Source organism: Janthinobacterium sp. HH102 (assembly GCF_001758625.2).
GTDB lineage: Bacteria > Pseudomonadota > Gammaproteobacteria > Burkholderiales > Burkholderiaceae_D > Janthinobacterium.
In genome coordinates, this window is sequence record NZ_CP062062.1 from 4,701,504 (window position 1) to 4,725,464 (window position 23,961).

The following is a 23,961-nucleotide window of genomic DNA, read 5'->3' on the forward strand; positions in this document are numbered from 1 at the left end:
GAGGGAAAATCCCACTTCGAATCTACAAGGCGCGGCAGCGGCCGATACGCGCTGGATCAAGGCCCGTGCACGCGTCGGCATACATCTTCGATACAGCGCAAACGCCGCGCATAAAAAAACCGCCAGGGCTTGCGCGCTGGCGGTTGTTGAGCATGCGGCCGAGGCCGCATTCAGGCGAACCCGAAGGAAATTAAGCGGCTGGCGCTTCGTTGCCTTCAGCAGCTTTCATCGACAGCTTCAAGCGGCCGCGGTCGTCCGTTTCCAGCACTTTGACGCGGACCAGCTGGCCTTCTTTCAGGTAGTCGGCCACGGCGTTGACGCGCTCGTTGGCGATCTGCGAGATGTGCAGCAAGCCGTCCTTGCCTGGCATGACTTGCACAATGGCGCCGAAGTCCAGCAGTTTCAGCACGGTGCCTTCGTAGGTCTTGCCCACTTCGACGGAGGCCGTCAGTTCTTCGATGCGGCGCTTGGCTTCCTGGCCGGCGGCAGCGTCAACGGAAGCGATGGTGACCACGCCTTCGTCGCTGATGTCGATCTGGGTGCCCGTCTCTTCGGTCAGCGCGCGGATCACGGCGCCGCCCTTGCCGATCACGTCACGGATTTTTTCCGGGTTGATCTTGATGGTGATCAGACGCGGTGCGAAATCGGACAGTTCGGTTTTGACGTGCGGCATGGCTTTTTGCATTTCACCCAGGATGTGCTCGCGGCCTTCCTTGGCTTGCGCCAGCGCCACTTGCATGATTTCCTTGGTGATGCCCATGATCTTGATGTCCATCTGCAGTGCCGTGATACCGTTGCGGGTACCGGCTACCTTGAAGTCCATGTCGCCCAGGTGATCTTCGTCGCCCAGGATGTCGGACAGCACGGCAAACTTGCCGCCTTCCTTGATCAGGCCCATGGCGATACCGGCCACGTGTTCTTTCATCGGCACGCCGGCGTCCATCAGTGCCAGGCAGCCGCCGCACACCGATGCCATCGACGAGGAACCGTTCGATTCCGTGATTTCCGATACCAGGCGCACCGAGTAGCTGAACTCTTCGGCTGCCGGCAGGGCGGCGATCAGCGCGCGCTTGGCCAGGCGGCCGTGGCCGATTTCGCGGCGTTTTGGCGTACCGACACGGCCCGTTTCGCCGGTGGCGAACGGAGGCATGTTGTAATGCAGCATGAACGAATCGGTGAACTCGCCCATCAGCGCATCGATCTTCTGGCTGTCGCGGGCGGTGCCCAACGTTGCCACGACCAGCGCCTGCGTTTCGCCGCGCGTAAACAGGGCCGAACCGTGGGTGCGTGGCAGCACGCTGGTGCGGATCGAGATCGGACGCACGGTGCGCGTGTCGCGGCCGTCGATGCGTGGCTCGCCGTCCAGGATCTGCGTACGCACGATCTTGGCTTCGATGTCGAACAGGATGTTGTTCACTTCAGCGCTGTCGATCGACGCGCCGCCGTTGGCAGCCGCTTCGGCCGACAGGTCGGCGATCACTTCCGACGTCGCTGCTTTCAGCTTGGCCGTACGCTCTTGCTTGTCCTTGGTTTGATACGCATCATTGATCTTGGCGTTGGCGAAATGCGCGACGCGGGCGATCAGTGCTTCGTTTTTCGGCGCAGGCGCCCATTCCACTTCCGGCTTGCCGCCGTCACGCACCAGGTCGTGAATCGCGTCGATGACGACTTTCATCTGGTCGTGGCCGAAGACCACGGCGCCCAGCATGATTTCTTCGGACAGCTGTTTCGCTTCCGATTCGACCATCAGCACGGCCGTTTCGGTACCGGCGACCACCAGGTCCATTTCCGACGTTTTCAGTTGCTGGACGGTCGGGTTCAGGATGTACTGGCCGTTGGCGTAACCGACGCGCGCGGCGCCGATAGGACCGTTGAAAGGCACGCCCGACACGCACAGGGCGGCGGAGGCGCCGATCATGGCGGCGATGTCCGGATCGATTTCAGGGTTGACCGACAACACGTGAATGATGACTTGCACTTCATTCAGGTAGCCTTCCGGGAACAGCGGACGGATAGGACGGTCGATCAGACGCGATGTCAGTGTTTCTTTTTCGGAAGGACGGCCTTCGCGCTTGAAAAAACCGCCCGGAATTTTACCGGCAGCATAGGTTTTTTCGACATAATCAACCGTCAAAGGGAAGAAATCCTGGCCTGGCTTGGCATCTTTGCGTGCCACCACCGTTGCCAGAACGACGGTATCTTCGATCGACACCAGCACTGCGCCGGATGCCTGACGCGCGATTTCGCCAGTTTCCAGGGTCACTTGATGTTGACCGTACTGGAAGGTTTTCGTAACTTTGTTAAACATGGGGTATCCCTTTTCTAATTGCCGACAGATTTTCAGGGGCTGTCGTTCACCTCACCACAGGCGGCGTAAAAATGCTGCCTTTACTTGTTACCACCTTTGCTACTTTACTTTTAAAACATGATATCGGTAGAGAATACTGTACTTCTCGACATAAATCCGGAATTCAAATGACAAAATGCCCGCGTCAGCGAACTGGCGCAGGCATTTCTGTATAAACCTTGTACGGCAAAAATTACTTGCGCAGACCAAGTTTAGCGATCAGGTCGCGATAACGGGTAGCGTCTTTAGCCTTCAGGTAGGACAACAGGCTCTTACGACGGTTGACCATCATGATCAGGCCGCGGCGGGAGTGGTGATCTTTCGAGTGGGCTTTGAAGTGGCCGTTCAGTTCGTTGATGCGAGCTGTCAGCAGTGCAACTTGCACTTCAGGGGAGCCGGTGTCGTTTTGACCACGTGCGTTGTCCGCGATAATAGCGGCTTTGTTGATGTTTTCTACTGTCATGATAAACCTTTCACATGCGGTGCACAGAGTCTGAACCCTATCCACCGTGAACTACGATTATTAAAATACTGGCCTAGGCTTCCAACCAGACGCGCAAGTATATCGGAAAAATGCCCGCCTGTATCCTGCCGTGCGGGCTTTTCTCGGTGCATGATAGGATTTTCCTGCATTTCAGGAGGTCCAACATGAAAAAAATGCTCAAATTAGCAACACCACTGCTGTTTGCCGTGCTGGCCGGCTGCGCCAGCTGGAACGTCCCGCCACCGCAGCCGGGCGAGCCGCGCAGCGCCGTGGAAGCACGCCTCGGCCGTCCGACGAATATCTACCAGTTGCCCACGGGGCCCGAACTCGAATACGCGACGGGGCCGTACGGCCAGTACACGTATATGGCCCGCTTCGGCCCCGACGACAAGCTCATTTCCTACGAACAGGTGCTCGACACGCCGGGCTTTGCCCGCATCAAGGTAGGCGTGTCGACGCAGCAAGACGTGCTGCACACCCTGGGCCGCCCGACGGAAACATCGTATCTGCCGCTGCCCAAGCTCCACGTCTGGTCCTACCGCTACAAGGAATCGGGCGTGTGGGATTCCATGATGCACGTGCACTTCGACCACGACGGCATCGTGCGCATGATGATGAACGGGCCCGATCCGGCCAAGGAAGAGCGGCGGTTTTTCTGGTGACGAGCGTCTTGCACCAAGACTAGCGCCTATCCCAAATGCAAATTCTGGGGTCAGACCCGGCGGGTCTGACCCCGGCTTACGGCTGCGGGTCGATGCGCTCGTCTTTCGCGTGTAATTTATTCAGCGCCGACAAATACGCCTTGGCCGACGCGACGATGATGTCGGGGTCGGCACCCACGCCGTTGACGATGCGCCCGTCGCGCGACAGGCGCATCGTCACTTCGCCCTGCGACTGCGTGCCCGTGCTGATGGCATTGACGGAGAACAAGACCAGTTCGGCACCGCTGGCGGCCGCGCTTTCGATGGCGTTGACGGTCGCGTCGACAGGGCCGTCGCCCTTGCCCTCGCAGCTGCGCTGTTCGCCGCCGACAAGAAATTCCACGCGCGCATGGGGCACGGCGCCCGTGGTCGACTGCTGGGCCAGGGAGATGAAACGGTAGTGCTCACTCTCCTGCGCCTGCTGCTCCTCGCTGACGAGGGCCATGATGTCTTCGTCGAAAATCTCGGATTTGCGGTCGGCCAGCTCCTTGAAGCGCAGGAAGGCGGCGTTGACTTCCGCCTCGGATTCGAGCGCGATGCCCAGCTCGTGCAGGCGCTGCTTGAAGGCATTGCGGCCCGACAGTTTGCCGAGGACGATCTTGTTGGCCGTCCAGCCCACGTCTTCGGCGCGCATGATTTCATACGTCTCGCGCGCCTTCAAAATGCCGTCCTGGTGGATGCCGGACGCGTGCGCAAAGGCGTTCGCGCCGACGACGGCCTTGTTCGGCTGCACGGCAAAGCCCGTAATTTGCGACACCATTTTCGAGGCGGCTACGATTTGCGTCGTATCGATACCCACCGTCAGGTTGTAATAGGCGGCGCGCGTGCGCAGCGCCATCACCACTTCTTCCAGCGCCGTGTTGCCGGCCCGCTCACCGAGGCCATTGACCGTGCATTCGATCTGCCGCGCGCCGCCGATCATGACGCCGGCCAGCGAATTGGCCACAGCCAGGCCCAGGTCGTTATGGCAATGGACGGACCAGATGGCTTTATCGGAATTCGGTATGCGTTCGCGCAAGCGCTTGATGGTATTGCCGAAGATTTCAGGCACGGCGTAGCCCACCGTGTCGGGGAAATTGATGGTGGTGGCGCCCTCGGCGATCACGCCCTCCAGCACGCGGCACAGGAAATCCTCGTCCGAGCGGCTGCCGTCTTCGGGGCTGAATTCGATGTCGTCCGTGAACTGGCGCGCGTAGCGCACGGCGTTCTGCGCCTGCAGCAGGACTTCCTCGGGCGTCATGCGCAGCTTCATCTGCATGTGCAGGGGCGAGGTGGCGATAAACGTGTGGATGCGCTTGCGCTCGGCGGGCGCCAGCGCTTCGGCGGCGCGGGCGATGTCGCGGTCGTTGGCGCGCGACAGCGAACAGATGGTCGATTCGCGCACGGCGCCGGCAATCGCCCGTATCGACTCGAAGTCGCCCTGCGAGGCGGCGGCGAAGCCCGCTTCGATCACGTCGACCTTCATGCGCTCGAGCTGCTTGGCGATGCGCAGCTTTTCCTCGCGCGTCATCGAGGCGCCCGGCGATTGCTCGCCGTCGCGCAAGGTGGTGTCAAAAATGATGAGTCGGTTGCTGGTGTTCATGGCTGCTCCTGGCTGGCTGAAGACTGGCGACGCTACCGACTCGCCGTATTAATGCTCGGGGTCGGTCTGGATGATGCTGACGGGCTTGCCCTTCGCCATGCGCCAGAAAAACACGGCGTAGCCGGACAAGCCATAGACGACAAAAATCGGGAACAGCACTTTCGGCGGATCGATGGAAATGAGCGCGAAGAACAATGCCAGCAGGAATACCACGATGAAAGGCACGGACTTGCGGAAATTCACATCCTTGAAACTGTAGAACGGCACGTTGGTGACCATGGTCAGGCCCGAGAACAGGGCGATCGTCCACGACACCCAGGCCAGCTGGTTGCCTGCAAATTCCAGGTCATTCATCAGCAGGATGAAACCGGCCACCATGGCCGCCGCCGCCGGGCTGGGCAAGCCCTGGAAGAAGCGCTTGTCGACCACGGCGATGTTCGTGTTGAAGCGGGCCAGGCGCAGGGCGGCGCCGGCGCAATACACGAAGGCGGCCAGCCAGCCCAGTTTACCCATGCCGCGCAGCGACCATTCGTAGATCACCAGCGCCGGCGCGGCGCCGAACGACACCATGTCGGACAGGCTGTCGTACTGGGCGCCGAATTCGCTCTGCGTATTCGTCAGGCGCGCGATGCGGCCATCGAGGCCGTCGAGGATCATGGCGATGAAGATGGCCCAGGCCGCGTGTTCGAATTTCTGGTTCATGGCCATGACGATGGCGTAGAAGCCGCAAAACAGGGCTGCCGTCGTGAAGGCGTTCGGCAACAGATAGATGCCGCGGCGGCGCAGGGTTTTCTTGCCAGTGCCATCGGTCACCGGCTGGCGCACGAATTTGCTGAAGCGGGACGCTTTGGATGCTGCGGGGGTGCCGTTCTTGCCTCTACGACGGGGGAAGTTTGCCATGTTGTTCCATATTTATGTACTGCGGGGGAATCGGTGCCAGATGGCAGGCGCATGACTGTCAGGGCATGCGCCTGCCGATGTTGTCATTATAGAGGAGCCGCCGCCAAAGAAAAGCGCGGCGGCGTCAAGCCGGCAATATTGACACCAATACTAGCCTTATTTGAACTTGACCTTGGCCACCAGGCCCATGTTGAGGGTCGTTTCGCCCGGTTCAAAGCTCGGTTCGGCCACCTGGCTGCCGCCGTAGCCCATGGAATCGGCGCTCATGGCGCGCGCGCCTGCCACGTTGGCGCGCTGCGCATAGTTGCCCGAACCTTCGAAATCGATGGTGTCGATCACGGCCTCATTGACGTTGCGGCCCATGGCGCCGGCGATGGCGGCCACGCGCTCGTTGAGGTTCTTGTAGGCGGCGGCGATGCGCTGGTCGTCGAGCTTGCGCACGGTGGCGGGCGCCAGGCCGAAGTTCAGGCGGTTCAGGGTCAGCACGCCTTGCGCGGCCGACACGGTTTTCGGCAAGGCGGCCAGGTTGGTCGTCGTCACCTGCAGGTACTGGCCTACGCGCCAGCCCGTCGGCACCCTTGGCTTGGCGGCGACGCCAGGCGGCAAGGGCGCCGTTTCCGGGTACACGGCATACGTGTAATAGCCCTGGGTCTTCAGCACGGCTTGCGGATCGGCTTTCTTGACGATGGCCGCGCCCTGGTTCATCTTCTGGTTGACGCGCGAGGCGGCGGCGGCCTTGTCCTTGTCCTGCTCTTCGATGGCCAGGGTGACGGTCACCTGGTCGTTCGCGTGCACCACTTCGCCATTGGCGGGCACCACCACGAGGGTGCCGGAGGTGGGCAAGGCCTGGGCTTGGGCGCCCAGGGCAACGGTAGCGACGGCTGCTGCCAGCAACGATTTCATGACGGTCATGGTGTTCTCCTGGAAAATAATGGGGCAAAAACGACCATGGGGCCAACAGCCCCATGATTTTTAAAACATGCTGACGCGGAAATTTTCCCGCCTCATTGATCAGCTTACTTCAGCTTACTTCAGCTTACTTGAACTTGACCTTGCCGACGACACGCATGTCGAGCGTGGTTTCGCCCGGCTCGAAGCTCGGTTCGGCGACGGTGCTGTCTTCGGCCATCTTGGCGCTGCGCATCATCATCGGCGCGGCGGCAGGACGGCTTTCCGTGGCGTAGTTGCCCGAACCTTCGAAGTCGACCGTATCGAGCACGGCGTCCGAGACGTTGCGGCCCATGGCCTTGGCGATGGCAGCCACGCGCTCGTTCAGGTTTTTATAGGTGGCGGCGATGCGCTGGTCGTCCAGCAAGCGGATGGTTTCCGGCTTCAGGCCGAAATTCAAGCCATTCAGGGTCAGCACGCCTTGCGCCGCCGACACGGTTTTTGGCAGGGACGCCAGGTTGGCCGTCGTCACTTCCAGGTACTGGCCGACGCGCCAGGCCGTCGGCAAACGCGGCTTGGCCACGGCGCCAGCCGGCAATGGACGCTCTTCCGGGTACACGGGATAGGTGTAGTAGCCGTACGATTTCAGTGCCGCCGACGGGTCGGCCTGCTTGACGATGGCGATACCCTTGTTCATCTTCTGGTTGACTCTCGACGCAGCGGCAGCCTTGTCCTTGTCCTGTTCTTCGACGGCCAGGGTAGCGACCACCTGGTCATTGACATGCTTGACTTCGCCAAATGCGGGTATGACCACCAGGGTGCCGGAAGTCGGCAAAGATTGGGCTTGCGCGCTCAGGGCAACGGTGGCTGCGGCGGCAACAAGGACGGATTTCATCACGGTCATGGGGGTACTCCTAGGTAGTTAATGTGGCTGACAGCCCGCGAAAGGGACGCTTTTGCCATCCCTTTCGCCTGAGAAACTTGTCAAACTGTGTAGATTCTAACGCCTCATTCATTCCCGTGGCGCAAATTAACAAATCGTCACAAAATGTGCTTGCCAGTCACATCTGCTCACATTTCAACACACTGTTATTCAAAATAACAATGTGTTAGTGACCCAGCACCGCGCCGCCGCTGCGCCGGCCCGGCTTGAAACTGTGGCGGTGCGCGCACCAGGCGATGGTCAAGGCCACCAGCAGCAAGGCCAGCATGGCCCACGGGAACGATGCCGCGCCATAGCCGTCGAGCAGCATGCCGCCCGCCAGGCCGCCGCCCGCGATGGCCACGTTCCAGATGGTCGCCACCATCGCTTGCGCCACATCCATGCCGTCGCCGGCCGCGTCCGCCGACGCCGTCTGCAGCAAGGTGCCGGCGCCGCCAAAGGTGATGCCCCAGATCGTCATGCTGACATAGATCACGGCGGGCGAGTCCATCGCCAGCCCCAGCGCCACCATCACGAGGGCAAAGGCGGCGATGCAGCCCAGCACGAGCGGGCGCAGCCAGCGGTCGATCAGCTGGCTGACCAGCCAGATGCCGGCCAAGGAGCCCACGCCATACACGAGCAGCACCAGGTCGACGCGGGGGCGCAAGCCGGACGGCGCCAGGAACGGCGCGATATAGGTATAGAGAATGTTATGCGCCAGCATCCAGGCGACGATCACCGCCAGAATCGGCCGCACGCCCGGCGTCATGAACACCTGGCGGATCGACAGACGTTCGCCGTTCTTTTGCCCCGGATAATCGGGCACGACCAGCAACACCCACGCGACCAGCACCACGGCCAGGCCGGACATGATGCCGAAGATGCTGCGCCAGCCCAGCACGCCACCCATCAGGGTGCCCAGCGGCACGCCCAGCGACAGGGCCAGCGGCGTGCCGATCATGGCGATGGCCATCGCCCTGCCCTGCTGCTCGACGGACACCATGCGGCGCGCGTAGCCGGCCATCAAGCCCCAGGCCAGGCCGGCCGCCATGCCCGTGACGAAGCGCGCGACCAGGGCGACGATGTAGCTGGGCGCCAGGGCCGTCGCCGTATTGAAGATCAGGAAGCCGATGATGGCCAGCAACAGGACATTGCGCCGGCGCCAGGTGCTGGTCAGCGCCGTCAGGGGGATCGCCGTCAGGATGGAACCGATGGCGTACACGGTCACAAGCTGGCCCGTCATGACTTCGGAAATATTCAGGTCGCGGGCAATCTGCGGCAGCAAGCCGGCCGGCAAGGTTTCCGACAGGAGGGCGAGAAACGCCGTCATGGCCAGGGCCAGCAAGGCCAGGATGGGAATGGAAGAGTCAACAGCAGCCTGCGAGGGCCCCGTGGCGGTGATACGGTCAGTCATGGAGGTCTTTCTGGTTGCGCAAGCGGCTAAAAAACTAGCGCCTGGCGTGCTACAAAAGCGGTGATGCGCGTTGCGGTCGGCAGATACCGAAACAGATGCAGTCCATGGGAAACTGCAAAGGAAGGGCGGGATTGTAAAGCAAACGCGCCAACAGCGTGTGCACGAAATCAACCGTGCTCAGGCTGGCGTCATGCAGGCATCATTGGCCGCCTTGCGTGGCGAAAACCAGGCATTCGATTTCGGACTGTACAGGAAGGCGCAGATAACGGCGAACATGAGCGCGCCAGGCAAGACGTTCATCTTCAGCGGCAAGGTCGCCAGACAGAACGCAATGTCGATCACGCCCCATACCAGATACACAGTGCGCGCGCCACGCTGCCTTTGCAGCATGGCCAGCGCTGTCACCAGGGTAAGGCCCAAGCTGAAGAGCATCGTCGCGTATTGCACCTCGGCAGGAATCACGCCGTGCCCCATGCCGGCCAGCATGGAGGGATCGTTGCGGCCAAGGTAAGCCGAGGCCAGCGATAACAACGAGCTGAGGACCAGAAACCAGCAGCTGATGGCAACCGAGACGGGGCGCTTGACCACATGAAGATTCCCGACAAAAACTTTAGAAAAAACGAGCATGATGCTGACGCTATGGTTGAATGGGCCTGATTGTAACGGATGTTGGCGGCCAAACGCCCGCGCAAAAAAAAGCCGGCTTGCGCCGGCTTCATGTGAAGAACGATTGCTGCTTAGTTCTTCGACTGGTCAACCATCTTGTTCTTGGCGATCCAAGGCATCATGGCGCGCAGTTTCGCGCCCACTTCTTCGATCTGGTGCTCGGACGTCAGGCGGCGGCGCGAGATCAGGGTCGGTGCGCCTGCCTTGTTTTCCAGGATGAAGCTCTTCGCGTATTCGCCCGTTTGAATATCTTTCAGGCATTGGCGCATCGCATCCTTGGTGGCCGAGGTGACGACTTTAGGCCCGGTCACGTATTCGCCGTATTCGGCGTTGTTCGAGATCGAGTAGTTCATGTTGGCGATGCCGCCTTCATAGATCAGGTCGACGATCAGCTTCAGTTCGTGCAAGCACTCGAAGTAAGCCATTTCAGGCGCGTAACCGGCTTCCGTCAGGGTCTCGAAACCGGCCTTGATCAGTTCCACGGCGCCGCCGCACAGCACGGCTTGTTCGCCGAACAGATCCGTTTCGGTTTCTTCACGGAAGTTCGTTTCGATGATGCCGGCACGGCCGCCGCCGTTGGCCGAGGCATACGACAGGGCGATATCGCGGGCGATGCCCGATTTGTCCTGGTACACGGCGATCAGGTGGGGCACGCCGCCACCCTGGGTGTACGTGGCGCGCACGGTGTGGCCCGGGGCTTTCGGCGCGACCATGATCACGTCCAGGTCGGCGCGCGGCACGACTTGGCCGTAATGCACGTTGAAGCCGTGGGCGAAGGCCAGCACGGCGCCTTGCTTGGCGAACGGCGCGATGTTTTCGTTGTAGACCTGGGCGATGTTTTCATCCGGCAGCAAGATCATGATGACGTCGGCCGCTTTCACGGCGTCGTTGACTTCCGCTACTTTCAAGCCGGCTTGCTCGACCTTGGTCCACGAAGCGCCGCCCTTGCGCAGGCCGACGGTGACGTTGACGCCCGAATCGTTCAGATTTTGCGCGTGCGCGTGGCCTTGCGAACCGTAGCCGATGATGGCGACGTTTTTGCCTTTGATCAAGGAGAGGTCAGCGTCTTTGTCGTAAAAAACTTTCATGGTATTTCCTATCATTTGATGATGCGTTGTTGTTTTAAATGCGGCCCCAGGGCCGCGTAGTGCTGCTTATATTTTTATACTTTGAGGATGCGTTCGCCGCGGCCGATGCCGGAACCGCCCGTGCGGACGGTTTCCAGAATGGCGGCGCGGTCGATCGAATCGATGAACGCGTCGAGCTTGACCTTGTTGCCGGTCAGTTCGATCGTGTACGTCTTTTCGGTGACATCGATGATGCGGCCACGGAAGATATCGGCGGTGCGCTTCATTTCCTCGCGCTCCTTGCCCACGGCACGAACCTTGATCAGCATCAGCTCGCGTTCGATATGCTGGCCTTCGGTCAGGTCCACCACCTTCACCACTTCAATCAGACGGTTCAGGTGCTTGGTGATCTGCTCGATGATGTCGTCCGAACCGCTGGTGACGATGGTCATGCGCGACAGGGTCGAGTCTTCCGTCGGCGCCACGGTCAGTGTTTCGATGTTGTAGCCGCGTGCCGAGAACAGGCCCACCACACGCGACAGGGCGCCCGCTTCGTTTTCCAGCAAGACAGAAATAATATGGCGCATATTAGAGATCCTCCGAACCGAGCATCATTTCGGACAGGCCTTTGCCGGCTTTCACCATGGGCCACACGTTTTCGGACTGGTCGGTAATGAAGTTCATGAATACCAGCCTGTCTTTCATGCCAAACGCCTCTTTCAGCGCGCCATCGACGTCGCCCGGTTTTTCAATTTTCATGCCCACGTGGCCGTATGCTTCGGCCAGCCTTTCGAAGTCGGGCAGCGAATCCATGTACGACTCGGAATAGCGCGAACCGTAATCGATTTCCTGCCACTGGCGCACCATGCCGAGGAAACGGTTGTTGAGCATGATGATCTTCGGCGTCAGGTGATACTGCTTGCACGTGGCAAGTTCCTGGATGCACATCTGGATCGAACCTTCGCCGGTAATACAAGCAACGGTGGCGTCCGGATTGGCCATCTGCACGCCCATGGCGTACGGCAAGCCGACACCCATGGTGCCCAGGCCGCCGGAATTGATCCAGCGGCGCGGCTTGTCGAAGCCATAGTATTGCGCGGCCCACATCTGGTGCTGGCCCACGTCGGACGTGATGAAGGCGTCGCCCTTGGTGATCTGGAACACTTTTTCCACCACCGATTGCGGCTTGATGACCAGGTCGGAAGTCGGGTATTTCAGGCATTCGCGGCCACGCCATTCGGCGATCTGCTTCCACCAGTTGCTCAAGGCATTGACGTTCGGCTTGGCTTCGGCCGCGTCGAGTTGCGCGAGGAACTCGATCAGCACGTCCTTGACGTTGCCGACGATGGGGATATCGACCTTGACGCGCTTGGAAATCGACGATGGATCGATGTCCACGTGGATGATCTTGCGCGGATGCGAGGCGAAATGTTTCGGGTTGCCGATCACGCGGTCATCGAAACGGGCGCCGATGGCGATCAGCACGTCGCAGTTCTGCATCGCCATGTTCGCTTCATAGGTGCCGTGCATGCCGGGCATGCCGACATACTGCTCGCTCGAGGCGCGGTAGCCGCCCAGGCCCATCAAGGTGTTGGTGCACGGGAAACCCAGGCGGTCGACCAGCTTGTTCAGCTCGGCCGAGGCATTTGCCAGGATGACGCCGCCGCCCGTGTAGATCATCGGGCGTTCGGCTTGCAGCAACAGCTGCACGGCCTTGCGGATCTGACCCGAATGGCCCTTGTCGACGGGACGGTAGGAACGCATCTCGACTTCCTTCGGATAATCGAAATGGCATTTGTGCATGCTGATATCCTTGGGGATATCGACCAGCACGGGTCCCGGACGGCCGGTACGGGCGATAAAGAACGCTTTCTTGATCGTCGCTGCCAGGTCCTTGACGTCCTTGACGAGGAAGTTGTGCTTGACGACGGGGCGCGTGATGCCGACCGTGTCGCATTCCTGGAACGCATCCTGGCCGATGGCGTGGCTCGGCACCTGGCCGGAGATCACGACCATGGGAATCGAGTCCATGTACGCGGTCGACAGGCCCGTGACGGCATTCGTGACGCCCGGACCGGACGTGACGATGGCGACACCGACTTTGTTCGAGCTGCGCGAATAGGCATCGGCGGCGTGGATCGCGGCCTGCTCGTGGCGTACCAGGATATGCTGGAATTTGTTTTGCTGGAAGATGGCGTCGTAGATGTAGAGTACGGCTCCGCCCGGATATCCAAAGACGTGCTCGACGCCCTCTTCAGCCAGACAGCGCACGACAATTTCTGCGCCCGTAATTGGTCCTGCTGCTGCTTCGGTATTCATGAAACATTCCTTTCAAGGTCCATTGGAGATTGATCGGATGTTCTTTCCTGACGAGGTACGCCTAACGCAACAGTGCTCCTGCTTCCCTTTTCATGCGGTCACGCAATTTCTTTGGGCACCCATAGATACCTTACAAAACAACGCTTAACGCAACTCGTTTGGCCGGAGTTTCTGTGGCGCCTGTACGAACCGCTCGCGCTTGTGGCGCGGGTTAGAACAAACTGCCTACAAATGAAAGCGCGTCTTGCCGCTGCTGGCCTTGTGTGCCGGTCGCGACCTGACCATAGGGCTTTGGGGTGTTCAAAGCGTTCCATACGTTATCGCGTTGCACCATGATGGTCAAGGAAAATGTCGGCCTCGCTGCATTTTTGCTCGCACAACGTGCAAAAACCCTGCGGAAACGCACATTTTTTGCTAGCATGCACGGGGTTGCAAAAAGCATACCCGCCCCCATTTCGCCCACCGCACCCCGCAGCCGCTAAGATCCCCATACCGCATGGCAACAGACAAAGAATTATCCGACTTTCTAGAAAATGTCGAGCGGCGCGCTTTCAAGCAGGCCGCCTACGCGGTCCGCAAGGAAGAATCGGCCCTCGACATCGTGCAGGACGCCATGATCAAGCTGGCCGAGAAATACGGCGACAAGCCGGCCGCCGAGCTGCCGATGCTGTTCCAGCGCATCTTGCAGAACACCATACTCGATTATTTCCGCCGTGAAAAAGTTCGCAACACCTGGGTCAGCCTGTTTTCCGGCATGAAGCCCTCGGGCGACGAACATGAAGATTTTGATATACTTGACACGTATGAATCGGAACAGGGCTCCAGCGCCGCCGAATCGTCGGCCGACCAGGTCGAACGCGCGCAAATCCTTGATTTGATTGATGCAGAGGTACAAAAACTGCCCTCACGTCAACGCGAAGCCTTCCTCATGCGTTATTGGCAGGACATGGATGTGGCTGAAACAGCGGAAGCGATGGGTTGCTCCGAAGGTAGCGTGAAAACACATTGCTCTAGAGCTACCCACACGCTCGCCGAATCGCTGAAAGCCAAGGGAATTAAATTATGAACACCGACGATCTCAATTTCGCTTACAAAGTGCGCCATGCACTGAACGAAAAACTCGACGACCTGCCCGCATCGACCACCGATCGCCTGGCAGCGGCACGCAAGCAGGCTCTGTCGCGCAAGAAAGCGGACGCACCCGCCGCCGTCACCGTGCGCCAGAATGTGTTCGCCGGCGTGGCCAGCAGCCTGTTCGTCGAGCCGCTGTCGTGGCTGGGCCGCATGAGCGTCATCATCCCCCTGCTGCTGCTGGTCGGCGGCCTGGTGGGCATCTATCAGTTTGAGCAGGAACAACATATTGCCGAACTGGCAGAAATCGACGCCGCCGTGCTGTCCGACGAATTGCCGCTCTCCGCGTACATGGACCATGGCTTCAACGCCTACCTGACGAAACGCGAGCAATAATGGCACGCACGAGCGTACGCAAAGGCTGGCTGGCCGGCGGCATCGGTCTGGGCGCCTGCGCCCTGGCCGGCGCCGCCTGGGTAGGCGCGCAACAACATCCCGCTCCCGCCGCGCCTCCCGTGGCGGCGGCGCCCGTGGTGGCGCCGGCCCCGGCCTCAGCCGCCAAGCCCGGCTCGCCCCGCACGGCCGGCAAGGGCGGCACGCCCAAGGCCAGCGAGAATCCGTCCTGGAACAAGCTGTCGCGCGCGCAGCAGGAAGCCCTGCAGCCGCTGGCGGGAGAATGGAACAAGCTGGAAGCCTTGCGCAAGCAGAAATGGCTCGATATCGCCAGCCGCTTCGCCTCCATGTCGCCCGACGAGCAAATCCGCGTGCACGAACGCATGCGCGAATGGATCAAGCTGACGCCGGAACAGCGCCGCCTCGTGCGCGAAAACTACACGCGCACGAAGAAGATTGATCCGGGTCAAAAAACCGCGCAATGGGAGCAATACCAGCAATTGCCGGAAGATCAAAAGAAAAAGCTGGCGACGGAACTCGTGCCGAAAAAACCGCTGGGCAAGGTGCCAGCGATCAATTCGACCACGAGCAAGCCGCCCGTGATCGTGCCGCCCGCCACGCCGGCAGCGCCTGCCGCCGCGCCCGTCCTGCCGCCAGCCGCTGCGCCAGCGGCGGTCGTGCCGCTGACGGATCCTGCCGCGCCCCCCGCCGCCGTGCCTCTCACGCCACCTGTTACGCCTGCCCCACTGCCGACCAATGTCAAATAGCACGCCCGCCGCCAGCATCACTTCCCATCCCACGATCAAGCGCCGCCTGATTTCCATGGTGTACGAGTCGCTGCTGGCCCTGGCCGTGCTGTTTCTGCCCTTCCTGCTGTTTGAACTGGCCGTGCAGGGCGCGCATACGCCGTTGACGGAACACATGCGCCAATGCCTGGCCTTCCTCGTCATGGGCGCGTATTTCATCCACCAATGGAGCCGCGAAGGGCAAACCCTGGCCATGAAGACGTGGCGCCTGAAAGTCGTGCTGCCGGGCCACGCCCACGTGCCGCTGCGCGTGGCTGCCTACCGCTACATCCTGTCATGGATGTGGCTGCTGCCAGCGCTCGTGGCGGCATATGCCTTCGACCTGCAGCACTGGACAGCGCTGGGCGCCATCGGCGTGGGCATCCTGGCCTGGTCGGCCACGGCCCTGTTCACCGGCAATGGCCAATTCCTGCACGACAAGCTGGCGGGCACGCAGATCGTGCAATTGCCGGCCCCGGCGAAAAAGTCGAAGAAAGTCGCCGCCTGAGTTTTTAGGCGGCTTGACCTGGGTCATTGAAGCGCCACGGGGGCTCTGCGATCATGGCATGCCATGAAGAATACCGCCCCCCTCCCCCACACGCGCTTCGCCCCCTACCGCGAGGAAGTCTGCAGCGAAGACGACGTCAAGCATCTCGTCCACACCTTTTATGCGGCCGCGCGCGACGACGCCATGCTGGGCCCCATCTTTGCCGCCGAGGTCAAGGATTGGGATGCCCACTTGGCAACATTGGTCGATTTCTGGTCGGGCTTGCTGCGCGGCACCATGCGCTACCACGGCAAGCCGCTGGCCCAGCACGCGAATATGGAAAACCTAACGCCGTGCATGTTCCGCCGCTGGCTGACCCTGTTCTTCGCCACGACCGAAAGCATGGGCAACCCGGCCCTGCAGGAGAAAGCCGATACCATCGCCTTGAATATTGCCGAACGGCTATGGAAAAGCTTTGCGGAAAACCACGCGAGCAAATGCAGCCCGCAGCAAACAGCCAGCCTCACGACGCCTGAGAAAACCGTAGCGAGCGGAAGCTAGTTGTGGCTAAGAAGCGCAACTGTACTCTAGTACAGTGAGCATCGCAGGCCGCAAATAGCGACGCGCAGTAGGTTTGCTCAGGCGTTCCTAGAATCGTTCGTAACCCTGGAGGTAACGCCATTGCCCCACGGGCATGGCGCCCATCGGGATGCGGCCGATGCGCAAGCGCTTCATGGCGACGACGTCCAGTCCCACCATCTTGCACATGTGGGCGATCTGGCCCGGCTGCACGTTTTTCAGGGCGAAGCGCAGGCGCGTCTCGTTCTGCCAGCTGACCTTGATCGGCGGCAAAGGCTTGCCATTGAAGGGCAAGCCGTGATTGAGCAGCGCCAGGCCGTTTTCAGCGATAGTGCCCGACACTTCCACGATGAATTCCTGCTCCACCGTTTTCGCTTCATCGACCAGCTTGCGGGCGACGCGGAAATCCTGCGTGAACACCAGCAGGCCGGACGCCATGGTGTCGAGCGGATTGGTGATGGTCAGGCCGATCAAATGGCGCTTGAGGAAGCGCGTGATGGAGCTGGGCGCCACGTTCTCCGGCGTAAAAATCTCTTCGGGACGCAAACAGCTCAGGGCCGGCTTGCCTTCCGCGCCGACGCCGCCATTGATGCCGGCCGGCTTGTGCAGCAGGATCGTCACGGGTGGCATTTCTTCCAGCGTGGCGTTCGGCAGCAGCACCACGGTCTGGTTGTCCGCCACGCGCGCGCCCGACTCTTCCACCAGCACGCCATCGACCGTCACCCAGCCGCCCTCGATATACAGCTCGGCCTCGCGGCGCGAACAGGGCACGTCTTCGGACAGGCGCTTGGCCAGGCGGACGGTGGGCATTTCAATAGGTGTGGTCATGGGGAGGCGCAAAAAGCAAGAGGAGGAGAAAGCCGGTATTGTAACCGACCCGCTCCTCCCCCTTTTTGCTGATTGCGCCGGAGATTGTCGGATTACGCTGCTGACTGTCGGATTACGCTGCTGATTGTCGGATTACGCTGCGCTAATCCGACCTACCCGACCTACCCGGGCTGCGCGGCCGTGACTGATTTGGTAGGTTGGCTTAGCGGCTAGCCGCGTAAGCCAACAATCAGGCCTGCGCCTTGGCCAATTCCTCGGCAAAGAAGCGGTGGCCCATCTCTTGCAGGCCCAAGGTCTGCAGCACTTCCTGCAGGCGCTCGGTGGGGCGCTGGCGCGGCAGGTTTTTGTAGCTGGCGATGATCAGTTCATTCTTCATCGAATGCTCCCAGCCCACCAGCTCCGTCACGCTGACCTGGTAGCCATGGGCTTCCAGCTGCAGACAGCGCAGCACGTTGGTGATCTGGCTGCCGAACTCGCGCGTGTGCAGCGGGTGGCGCCACAATTCCGTCAAGACGTTCTTGCCCAGGCTCTTGCCCTTGTTCTTCTTCAGGACGGAAGCGACTTCGGCCTGGCAGCACGGCACCAGCACCATGAACTTCGCCTTTTTCTTCAGGGCGAAGTGGATGGCGTCATCGGTGGCCGTGTTGCACGCATGCAAGGCCGTGACGATGTCGATCTGCTGCGGCAGCAAGTTCGATTCCGTCGATTCGGCCACGGACAGGGGCAAAAACGACATGCCGGGAAACTTGAATTTCTTCGCCAGCTCTTGCGAGCGCTGCACCAGCTCTTCGCGCGTCTCGATGCCGTAGATGTGCGAACCGTCGTTGCCGTTCTTGAAGAACAGATCGTACAGGATGAAACCCAGATACGACTTGCCGGCGCCGTGGTCGACCAAGGACACGCCGGGGTGGTCCAACTGCACTTCGCGCAGCAGCGGCTCGATGAACTGCGTCAGGTGGTACACCTGCTTGAGTTTGCGGCGGCTGTCCTGGTTCATCTTGCCGTCGCGCGTCAGGATGTGCAATTCCTGCAGCAAGGCGACCGACTGGCCATCCTTGATCTCGGGCATGTTGCTGGCGGCCGTGATGACGTCTTTCGGCGCAGCGGCTGCGGTGGCGGCGGGTGCCGCGCCCTTAGCGCGCTTCATCGATCCACGCCATCTGTATCGCTTCGAGCACTTTTTCGCCGCCGCGCGTGTGGTCATCGTCGAAGCCGTCCAATTCCACCACCCAGTTGTGCAGGTCGGTGAAACGCACGGTCAGCGGATCGATGTCCGGATGCTCGTCGAACAAAGCCTCGGCGATCGCGTGTATGTCGGACCATTTCATGTTAGTGACTGCCTTCGCTGACCTGGTTGATCGTGTATTTCGGGATTTCGACGACGAGGTCGGCGTCGGCCACGATGGACTGGCACGACAGGCGCGACACGGCTTCCAGGCCCCAGGCCTTGTCCAGCATGTCTTCTTCCAGTTCCGTCGCTTCGTTCAAGGATTCGATGCCTTCGCGCACCAGCACGTGGCAAGTGGTGCAGGCGCACGATTTTTCGCAGGCGTGCTCGATGTCGATGTCGTTTTCCAGCAGGATGTCGCAGATGGACTTGCCGCTTGGTGCTTCGATGACGGCGCCGTCCGGGCAAAGCTTGGCGTGCGGCAGGATAACGATTTGTGGCATGGTTTCTTCTTTCAGTCTGTCATTCGGAGCGCCGCCGCGGCGAGTGCCTGCGGCGTGCTGTTCAATTAGTGTTATACGACCTGATCCAGCGACTTGCCGGTGAGAGCAGTACGCACGCTGCGGTCCATGCGGCGCGAGGCGAACTCCTCGGTGCCGTCGGCCAGCGCCTCGATCGCCAGTTTTAATGCCTGGTGGTCGATGGCGCCGCTTTGCGACTGCGCAATGGCATCGCGCACCTTGGTCATCAAGCCATCGACAGCCACGCGCTCGGCGTCGTCCAGCAAGCCGCCGTCCTCGTCCAGCGCCGACTGCGTGGCCAGCAGGATGCGTTCCGCTTCCACCTGCTCTTCGCGCAGCGCGCGCGCCACCATGTCGGTGTCGGCGGAGGTGTAGGAATCCTGCAGCATGCGGGCGATGTCGTCGTCGCCCAGGCCGTAGGCCGGCTTGACGCTGATCGACGCTTCCACGCCCGAGCGCAGTTCGCGCGCCGAGACGGACAGCAAGCCATCCGCATCGACCTGGTACGTGATGCGGATGCGCGCGGCGCCCGCCACCATCGGCGGAATGCCGCGCAATTCAAAGCGCGCCAGCGAGCGGCAATCGCTGACCAGTTCGCGCTCGCCTTGCAGCACGTGCACGGCCAGGGCCGTCTGGCCATCTTTAAATGTCGTGAATTCCTGGGCGCGCGCGCACGGTATCGTCGAATTGCGCGGAATGATCTTTTCCACCAGACCGCCCATGGTTTCGATACCGAGCGACAGCGGAATCACGTCCAGCAACAGCCAGTCGTCGCCGGCGGCACGGTTGCCGGCCAGCAAGTTCGCCTGGATGGCCGCGCCCAGCGCCACCACTTTATCGGGGTCGATATTCGCGTGCGGCGTCGTGTGGAAGAATTCGCTGACGGCGCGCTGCACGTGCGGCATGCGCGTGGCACCGCCCACCATCACCACGCCGTCGACGTCGTCCGCATCCACGTTCGCGTCGCGCAAGGCTTTCTTGATGGCGTTCATGGTCTTGGCCACCAAGTGCTGCGTCATGGCGGCAAAGTCCGCGGCCGTGATGCGCAGGTGGATTTCTTCGCCCGAGTTCAGCTTGGCGTCTATCGTCGTTTCCGGCTTGGTCGACAGCGTTTCCTTGATCTCGCGCGCTTTCACCATCAGGATGGCCGTGTCTTCGTCCGACAGCGGCGCCAGCTTGGCCTGCTCGCTGATCCAGCAGAACAGGCGGCGGTCGAAATCGTCGCCGCCCAGGGCCGAGTCGCCGCCCGTGGACAGCACCTCAAACACACCCTTGCTCAGCTTCAGGATCGAGATATCGAAAGTGCCGCCGCCCAGGTCGTACACGGCGTACACGCCTTCGGAGGCGTTGTCGAGGCCATACGCGATGGCGGCAGCCGTCGGCTCGCTCAGCAGGCGAAGCACATTGATGCCGGCCAATTGCGCCGCATCTTTCGTCGCCTGGCGCTGCGCATCGTCAAAGTAGGCGGGCACGGTGATCACGGCGCCCACCAGGTCGTCGCCGAGCGAGTCTTCCGCGCGCTGGCGCAAGGTGGCGAGGATTTGCGCCGACACTTCGACGGGGCTTTTCACGCCGGCCACGGTTTTCAGCTGCACCATGCCAGGCGTATCCTGGAAGTCGTACGGCAGGTTTTCCGCGTAGGCGATGTCGGCCAGGCCGCGGCCCATGAAGCGCTTGACGGACACGATGGTGTTCTTCGGGTCGGTGGTTTGCGCGGACAGGGCCTTGTAGCCGATGTTGGCGTGGCCGTTCGGCAGGTAGCGCACGACGGACGGCAGCAAAGAGTGCCCTTCTTCGTCGTTGAGCACCTCGGGAATGCTGTTGCGCACGGTCGCGACCAGGGAATTGGTGGTGCCAAGATCGATGCCGACGGCCAGGCGGTGCTGGTGCGGCGCGGTCGACATGCCTGGTTCGGAAATTTGCAGAAGTGCCATTGTATTCGTGCCTCGATTAATTTTTTGCGTGATGCAGCTGATGCCTGGTGCGCATTATAAGACGGGGGCCGGACTGGCGCTTGGCACGCCGGTCAAGCGATCGCCGGGTCAAGCCTCGATGGCCTCATAGGCAAAACGCACTTCCTCGCCGAATTTGTCGAGGAACATCAGGGCGCGCACGCTTTGCGCCGCATTCACGTAGTCGGCGGCGTCCAGCTGGGCGGCCACCTGGGCCAGCAGTGCCTTGCGTTCGCCGCGCAGCTGGCGGTCCAGGGAGTCGAGCGCGTCGGCATCCTTGCCCGCGCGCGCATCGCCCAGTTCCTCGCGCCATTCCATCTGCTGCATCAGGAAGCTGACGGGCATGGCCGTGTTCGATTCCGTCTGCAGATCGACGCCATTGAGTTCGCACAGGTATTGCGCGCGCTTTTGCGGGCTTTTCAGGGTTTGGTAGGCTTCATTGGCGCGCGTGGCCCATTGCATCGCCACGCGCTTTTCAGCGCTGCTGGCGTTGATGAAACGGTCCGGGTGGACCTTGCCCTGCACGTCGCGGTAGGCCGCGTCCAGCGCGCTCATGTCGAGCCCGAACTGCGCCGGCAACTGGAATAATTCGAAGTGGTTTTGCATAATTGTCAGTGGTCGCTGTACCGCAATCGATGGGTACAGCGCACCGACCGGGGTCTTGCCAGCTGTTTAAATCCTGAAGGACTCGCCGCAGCCGCAGGCGTCTTTTTCGTTCGGATTGTGGAACTTGAAGCCTTCGTTCAAGCCTTCGCGCGCGAAATCGAGTTCCGTGCCGTCGATGTAAGGCAAGCTTTTCGGGTCGACGAAGACTTTCACGCCGTGCGATTCGAAGACGCTGTCTTCGGCCGCCGCCTCATCGACATATTCGAGCTTGTAGGCCAGGCCCGAGCAGCCCGTGGTGCGCACGCCGAAGCGCAGGCCCATGCCCTTGCCGCGCCGTTCGATATAACGGTTGATGTGTTTCGCCGCTTTTTCGGTCAGTGTGATCATGTATTTCTCCGTAACTGCCCCGGCCTTGCGGCTGGGGCGGGCTACCAACGATTAAGCTGCTGCCGGGTGACGCGTTTGATAATCCAATACCGCCGCCTTGATGGCGTCTTCCGCCAGGATGGAGCAGTGGATCTTCACTGGCGGCAGGGCCAGTTCTTCGGCGATCTGCGTGTTCTTGATGGCCAGCGCCTGGTCCAGGGTCTTGCCCTTGACCCATTCCGTTACCAGCGAGCTCGACGCGATGGCCGAACCGCAGCCATAGGTCTTGAATTTCGCGTCTTCGATCAGGCCATCGGCGCCGACCTTGATCTGCAGTTTCATCACATCGCCGCAGGCGGGCGCGCCCACCATGCCGGTGCCGATGGTTTCATCACCCTTGTCGAAAGCGCCCACGTTGCGCGGGTTTTCGTAGTGATCGAGTACTTTGTCCGAGTAAGCCATTTTGATGCTCCTTTAATATTCTTGCCGGCCCCATTCACGAGGCCAATTTATCTTCAAGTGCCTGGAAAACCGTAGCGAGCGGCAGTGAGTTGTGGCCGAGAAGCGGAACTGTGCTGTAGCACAGTGAGCATCGCAGGCCGCAAATCGCGACGCGCAGTAGGTTTAACAGGTGCTTTTAGTGGGCTGCCCATTGGATGGAGTTAATATCGATTCCCTCTTTGAACATGTCCCACAGCGGCGACAGTTCGCGCAATTTGTGTACTTTCGATTTCAGCAGGTTCACGGCGAAGTCGATGTCTTCCTCGGTCGAGAAACGGCCGATGGTGAAGCGGATCGAGCTGTGCGCCAGTTCGTCGCTGCGGCCCAGGGCGCGCAGCACGTACGATGGCTCCAGGCTGGCCGAGGTGCAGGCCGAACCGGACGACACGGCGATATCCTTGATCGCCATGATCAGCGACTCGCCTTCGACGTAGTTGAAGCTGACGTTCAGGTTGTGCGGCACGCGGTGGTCCATGTCGCCGTTGATGTAGACTTCTTCGATCTCTTGCAGGCCCTTGGCCAGACGGTCGCGCAAGGCCTTGATGCGGCCGATTTCGCTGTCCATCTCTTCCTTGGCGATGCGGAAGCTCTCGCCCATGCCCACGATCTGGTGCGTCGGCAGGGTGCCCGAGCGCAGGCCGCGCTCATGGCCGCCGCCGTGCATCTGCGCTTCCAGGCGCACGCGCGGCTTGCGGCAGACGTACAGGGCGCCCACGCCTTTCGGGCCGTAGGTTTTATGTGCCGTGAAGGTCATCAGGTCGACCTTGGTCTTTTGCAGGTCGATGACAACCTTGCCCGTCGCTTGCGCGGCGTCGCAATGGAAGATGATGCCTTTCGAACGGCAGAACGCGCCGATCTCGTCGATCGGCTGGATCACGCCGATTTCATTGTTCACCAGCATCACCGACACGAGGATGGTGTCCGGGCGCACGGCCGCGGCCAGCTGCTCGACGGTGATCAGGCCGTTGTCTTGCGGTTCCAGGTAGGTCGCTTCGAAGCCGATGCGTTCCAGTTCGCGCACCGTATCGAGCACCGATTTATGCTCGGTCTTGACGGTGATGATGTGCTTGCCTTTGGTCTTGTAGAACTGTGCCGCGCCCTTGATGGCCAGGTTGTTGCTTTCCGTCGCGCCGGAAGTCCAGATGATTTCGCGCGGATCAGCGTTCACCAGGGCCGCCACGTGGCCGCGTGCCTCTTCCACGGCTTTTTCCGCCGTCCAGCCGTACATGTGGCTGCGCGATGCCGGATTGCCGAACTGCTCGCGCAGGTAGGGAATCATCTTGTCGGCGACGCGTGGATCGATCGGCGTGGTGGCCGAGTAATCCATGTAGATCGGGAAATGCGGTGCGGTTTCAAAGTGCACTTGGCCTACGTTTTTTTCTGGGGCGTTCATCAATAACTCCTGCAATCAGCA

Annotated in this window: 26 protein-coding genes; 6 read left to right on the plus strand and 20 right to left on the minus strand. The window is 61.0% G+C overall.

The genetic code is table 11. The annotated features are described in order from the left end of the window. Window positions 1–190: 190 nt before the first annotated feature. Both pnp and rpsO read right to left on the minus strand, forming a co-directional pair. Window positions 191–2,308, minus strand: a complete 2,118-nt coding sequence (gene pnp / locus JAB4_RS21425) for a polyribonucleotide nucleotidyltransferase (RefSeq protein WP_070224120.1) — start codon at window positions 2,306–2,308, stop codon at window positions 191–193. 232 nt (window positions 2,309–2,540) lie between these two features. Next, entirely contained in the window at window positions 2,541–2,810 is a 270-nt protein-coding gene (gene rpsO, locus JAB4_RS21430) for a 30S ribosomal protein S15 (protein WP_010399743.1), read from the minus strand. Between the two features lie 185 nt (window positions 2,811–2,995). Here rpsO and bamE point away from each other — a divergent pair, with 185 nt between their 5' ends. Then, on the plus strand, window positions 2,996–3,493 hold the full coding sequence (bamE, locus tag JAB4_RS21435) for an outer membrane protein assembly factor BamE (protein WP_070224121.1): 498 nt from the start codon (window positions 2,996–2,998) through the stop codon (window positions 3,491–3,493). 76 nt (window positions 3,494–3,569) lie between these two features. On the opposite strand, the gene JAB4_RS21440 is transcribed toward bamE, so the two are convergent. From JAB4_RS21440 to JAB4_RS21480, 9 genes are all read right to left on the minus strand, one after another. Then, window positions 3,570–5,114 carry a 2-isopropylmalate synthase gene (locus tag JAB4_RS21440; protein WP_070224122.1) on the minus strand — a complete coding sequence of 515 codons (1,545 nt, stop codon included), beginning with the start codon at window positions 5,112–5,114 and terminating at the stop codon, window positions 3,570–3,572. A 48-nt stretch (window positions 5,115–5,162) separates the two neighbouring features. Further along, the gene (gene pssA, locus JAB4_RS21445; protein ID WP_070224123.1) at window positions 5,163–6,014 is read right to left on the minus strand and encodes a CDP-diacylglycerol--serine O-phosphatidyltransferase; all 852 of its coding nucleotides are present in this window, start codon (window positions 6,012–6,014) and stop codon (window positions 5,163–5,165) included. A 156-nt stretch (window positions 6,015–6,170) separates the two neighbouring features. Continuing rightward, complete coding sequence (locus JAB4_RS21450) at window positions 6,171–6,926, minus strand: SIMPL domain-containing protein (RefSeq protein WP_070224124.1); 756 nt, start codon at window positions 6,924–6,926, stop codon at window positions 6,171–6,173. A gap of 124 nt (window positions 6,927–7,050) precedes the next feature. After that, the gene (locus JAB4_RS21455; protein WP_070224125.1) at window positions 7,051–7,806 is read right to left on the minus strand and encodes an SIMPL domain-containing protein; all 756 of its coding nucleotides are present in this window, start codon (window positions 7,804–7,806) and stop codon (window positions 7,051–7,053) included. Window positions 7,807–8,011: 205 nt separating this feature from the next. Next, on the minus strand, window positions 8,012–9,238 hold the full coding sequence (locus tag JAB4_RS21460) for an MFS transporter (RefSeq protein WP_070224126.1): 1,227 nt from the start codon (window positions 9,236–9,238) through the stop codon (window positions 8,012–8,014). A gap of 177 nt (window positions 9,239–9,415) precedes the next feature. Next, the gene (locus JAB4_RS21465; protein ID WP_070224127.1) at window positions 9,416–9,826 is read right to left on the minus strand and encodes a hypothetical protein; all 411 of its coding nucleotides are present in this window, start codon (window positions 9,824–9,826) and stop codon (window positions 9,416–9,418) included. A gap of 149 nt (window positions 9,827–9,975) precedes the next feature. Beyond that, the gene (ilvC, locus tag JAB4_RS21470; protein ID WP_034750044.1) at window positions 9,976–10,992 is read right to left on the minus strand and encodes a ketol-acid reductoisomerase; all 1,017 of its coding nucleotides are present in this window, start codon (window positions 10,990–10,992) and stop codon (window positions 9,976–9,978) included. Between the two features lie 74 nt (window positions 10,993–11,066). After that, window positions 11,067–11,558 (minus strand): acetolactate synthase small subunit, encoded by a 492-nt coding sequence (gene ilvN, locus JAB4_RS21475; protein WP_010399754.1) that lies wholly within the window; start codon window positions 11,556–11,558, stop codon window positions 11,067–11,069. Between the two features lies 1 nt (window position 11,559). After that, window positions 11,560–13,290 (minus strand): acetolactate synthase 3 catalytic subunit, encoded by a 1,731-nt coding sequence (locus JAB4_RS21480; RefSeq protein WP_071650268.1) that lies wholly within the window; start codon window positions 13,288–13,290, stop codon window positions 11,560–11,562. A 496-nt stretch (window positions 13,291–13,786) separates the two neighbouring features. Here JAB4_RS21480 and JAB4_RS21485 point away from each other — a divergent pair, with 496 nt between their 5' ends. The 5 genes from JAB4_RS21485 (at window position 13,787) to JAB4_RS21505 (ending at window position 16,587) form a co-directional block, all read left to right on the plus strand. Continuing rightward, on the plus strand, window positions 13,787–14,356 hold the full coding sequence (locus JAB4_RS21485) for an RNA polymerase sigma factor (protein ID WP_034779551.1): 570 nt from the start codon (window positions 13,787–13,789) through the stop codon (window positions 14,354–14,356). Next, entirely contained in the window at window positions 14,353–14,757 is a 405-nt protein-coding gene (locus JAB4_RS21490) for a DUF3619 family protein (protein WP_070224128.1), read from the plus strand. Before JAB4_RS21485 ends, JAB4_RS21490 begins: the two co-directional genes overlap by 4 nt. Next, window positions 14,757–15,521, plus strand: coding sequence for a DUF3106 domain-containing protein (locus JAB4_RS21495; protein ID WP_070224129.1), 765 nt, complete (start codon window positions 14,757–14,759; stop codon window positions 15,519–15,521). Before JAB4_RS21490 ends, JAB4_RS21495 begins: the two co-directional genes overlap by 1 nt. Then, the gene (locus tag JAB4_RS21500; protein WP_070224130.1) at window positions 15,511–16,047 is read left to right on the plus strand and encodes an RDD family protein; all 537 of its coding nucleotides are present in this window, start codon (window positions 15,511–15,513) and stop codon (window positions 16,045–16,047) included. The genes JAB4_RS21495 and JAB4_RS21500 overlap by 11 nt, the downstream gene beginning before the upstream one ends. A gap of 63 nt (window positions 16,048–16,110) precedes the next feature. Further along, complete coding sequence (locus JAB4_RS21505; protein ID WP_070224131.1) at window positions 16,111–16,587, plus strand: group III truncated hemoglobin; 477 nt, start codon at window positions 16,111–16,113, stop codon at window positions 16,585–16,587. An 87-nt stretch (window positions 16,588–16,674) separates the two neighbouring features. Here JAB4_RS21505 and JAB4_RS21510 read toward each other — a convergent pair whose 3' ends face one another. From JAB4_RS21510 to JAB4_RS21550, 9 genes are all read right to left on the minus strand, one after another. Next, complete coding sequence (locus JAB4_RS21510) at window positions 16,675–17,433, minus strand: rRNA pseudouridine synthase (RefSeq protein WP_070224132.1); 759 nt, start codon at window positions 17,431–17,433, stop codon at window positions 16,675–16,677. Between the two features lie 229 nt (window positions 17,434–17,662). Continuing rightward, complete coding sequence (locus tag JAB4_RS21515) at window positions 17,663–18,502, minus strand: SAM-dependent methyltransferase (RefSeq protein WP_227742182.1); 840 nt, start codon at window positions 18,500–18,502, stop codon at window positions 17,663–17,665. Between the two features lie 64 nt (window positions 18,503–18,566). Then, window positions 18,567–18,761 carry a Fe-S cluster assembly protein IscX gene (gene iscX, locus JAB4_RS21520; protein ID WP_070224134.1) on the minus strand — a complete coding sequence of 65 codons (195 nt, stop codon included), beginning with the start codon at window positions 18,759–18,761 and terminating at the stop codon, window positions 18,567–18,569. 1 nt (window position 18,762) lies between these two features. Beyond that, a complete protein-coding gene (gene fdx / locus JAB4_RS21525) occupies window positions 18,763–19,104 on the minus strand; it encodes an ISC system 2Fe-2S type ferredoxin (RefSeq protein WP_070224135.1) in 342 nt (113 codons plus the stop codon). A gap of 71 nt (window positions 19,105–19,175) precedes the next feature. Continuing rightward, on the minus strand, window positions 19,176–21,056 hold the full coding sequence (hscA, locus tag JAB4_RS21530; RefSeq protein ID WP_070224136.1) for a Fe-S protein assembly chaperone HscA: 1,881 nt from the start codon (window positions 21,054–21,056) through the stop codon (window positions 19,176–19,178). 108 nt (window positions 21,057–21,164) lie between these two features. Beyond that, a complete protein-coding gene (gene hscB, locus JAB4_RS21535; protein ID WP_070224137.1) occupies window positions 21,165–21,680 on the minus strand; it encodes a Fe-S protein assembly co-chaperone HscB in 516 nt (171 codons plus the stop codon). A gap of 66 nt (window positions 21,681–21,746) precedes the next feature. After that, window positions 21,747–22,067, minus strand: coding sequence for an iron-sulfur cluster assembly protein IscA (gene iscA / locus JAB4_RS21540; protein WP_034750079.1), 321 nt, complete (start codon window positions 22,065–22,067; stop codon window positions 21,747–21,749). 51 nt (window positions 22,068–22,118) lie between these two features. Next, window positions 22,119–22,508 (minus strand): Fe-S cluster assembly scaffold IscU, encoded by a 390-nt coding sequence (iscU, locus tag JAB4_RS21545; RefSeq protein ID WP_034779562.1) that lies wholly within the window; start codon window positions 22,506–22,508, stop codon window positions 22,119–22,121. A 175-nt stretch (window positions 22,509–22,683) separates the two neighbouring features. Further along, window positions 22,684–23,910 carry an IscS subfamily cysteine desulfurase gene (locus JAB4_RS21550; protein ID WP_275527873.1) on the minus strand — a complete coding sequence of 409 codons (1,227 nt, stop codon included), beginning with the start codon at window positions 23,908–23,910 and terminating at the stop codon, window positions 22,684–22,686. Between the last annotated feature and the right edge of the window lie 51 nt (window positions 23,911–23,961).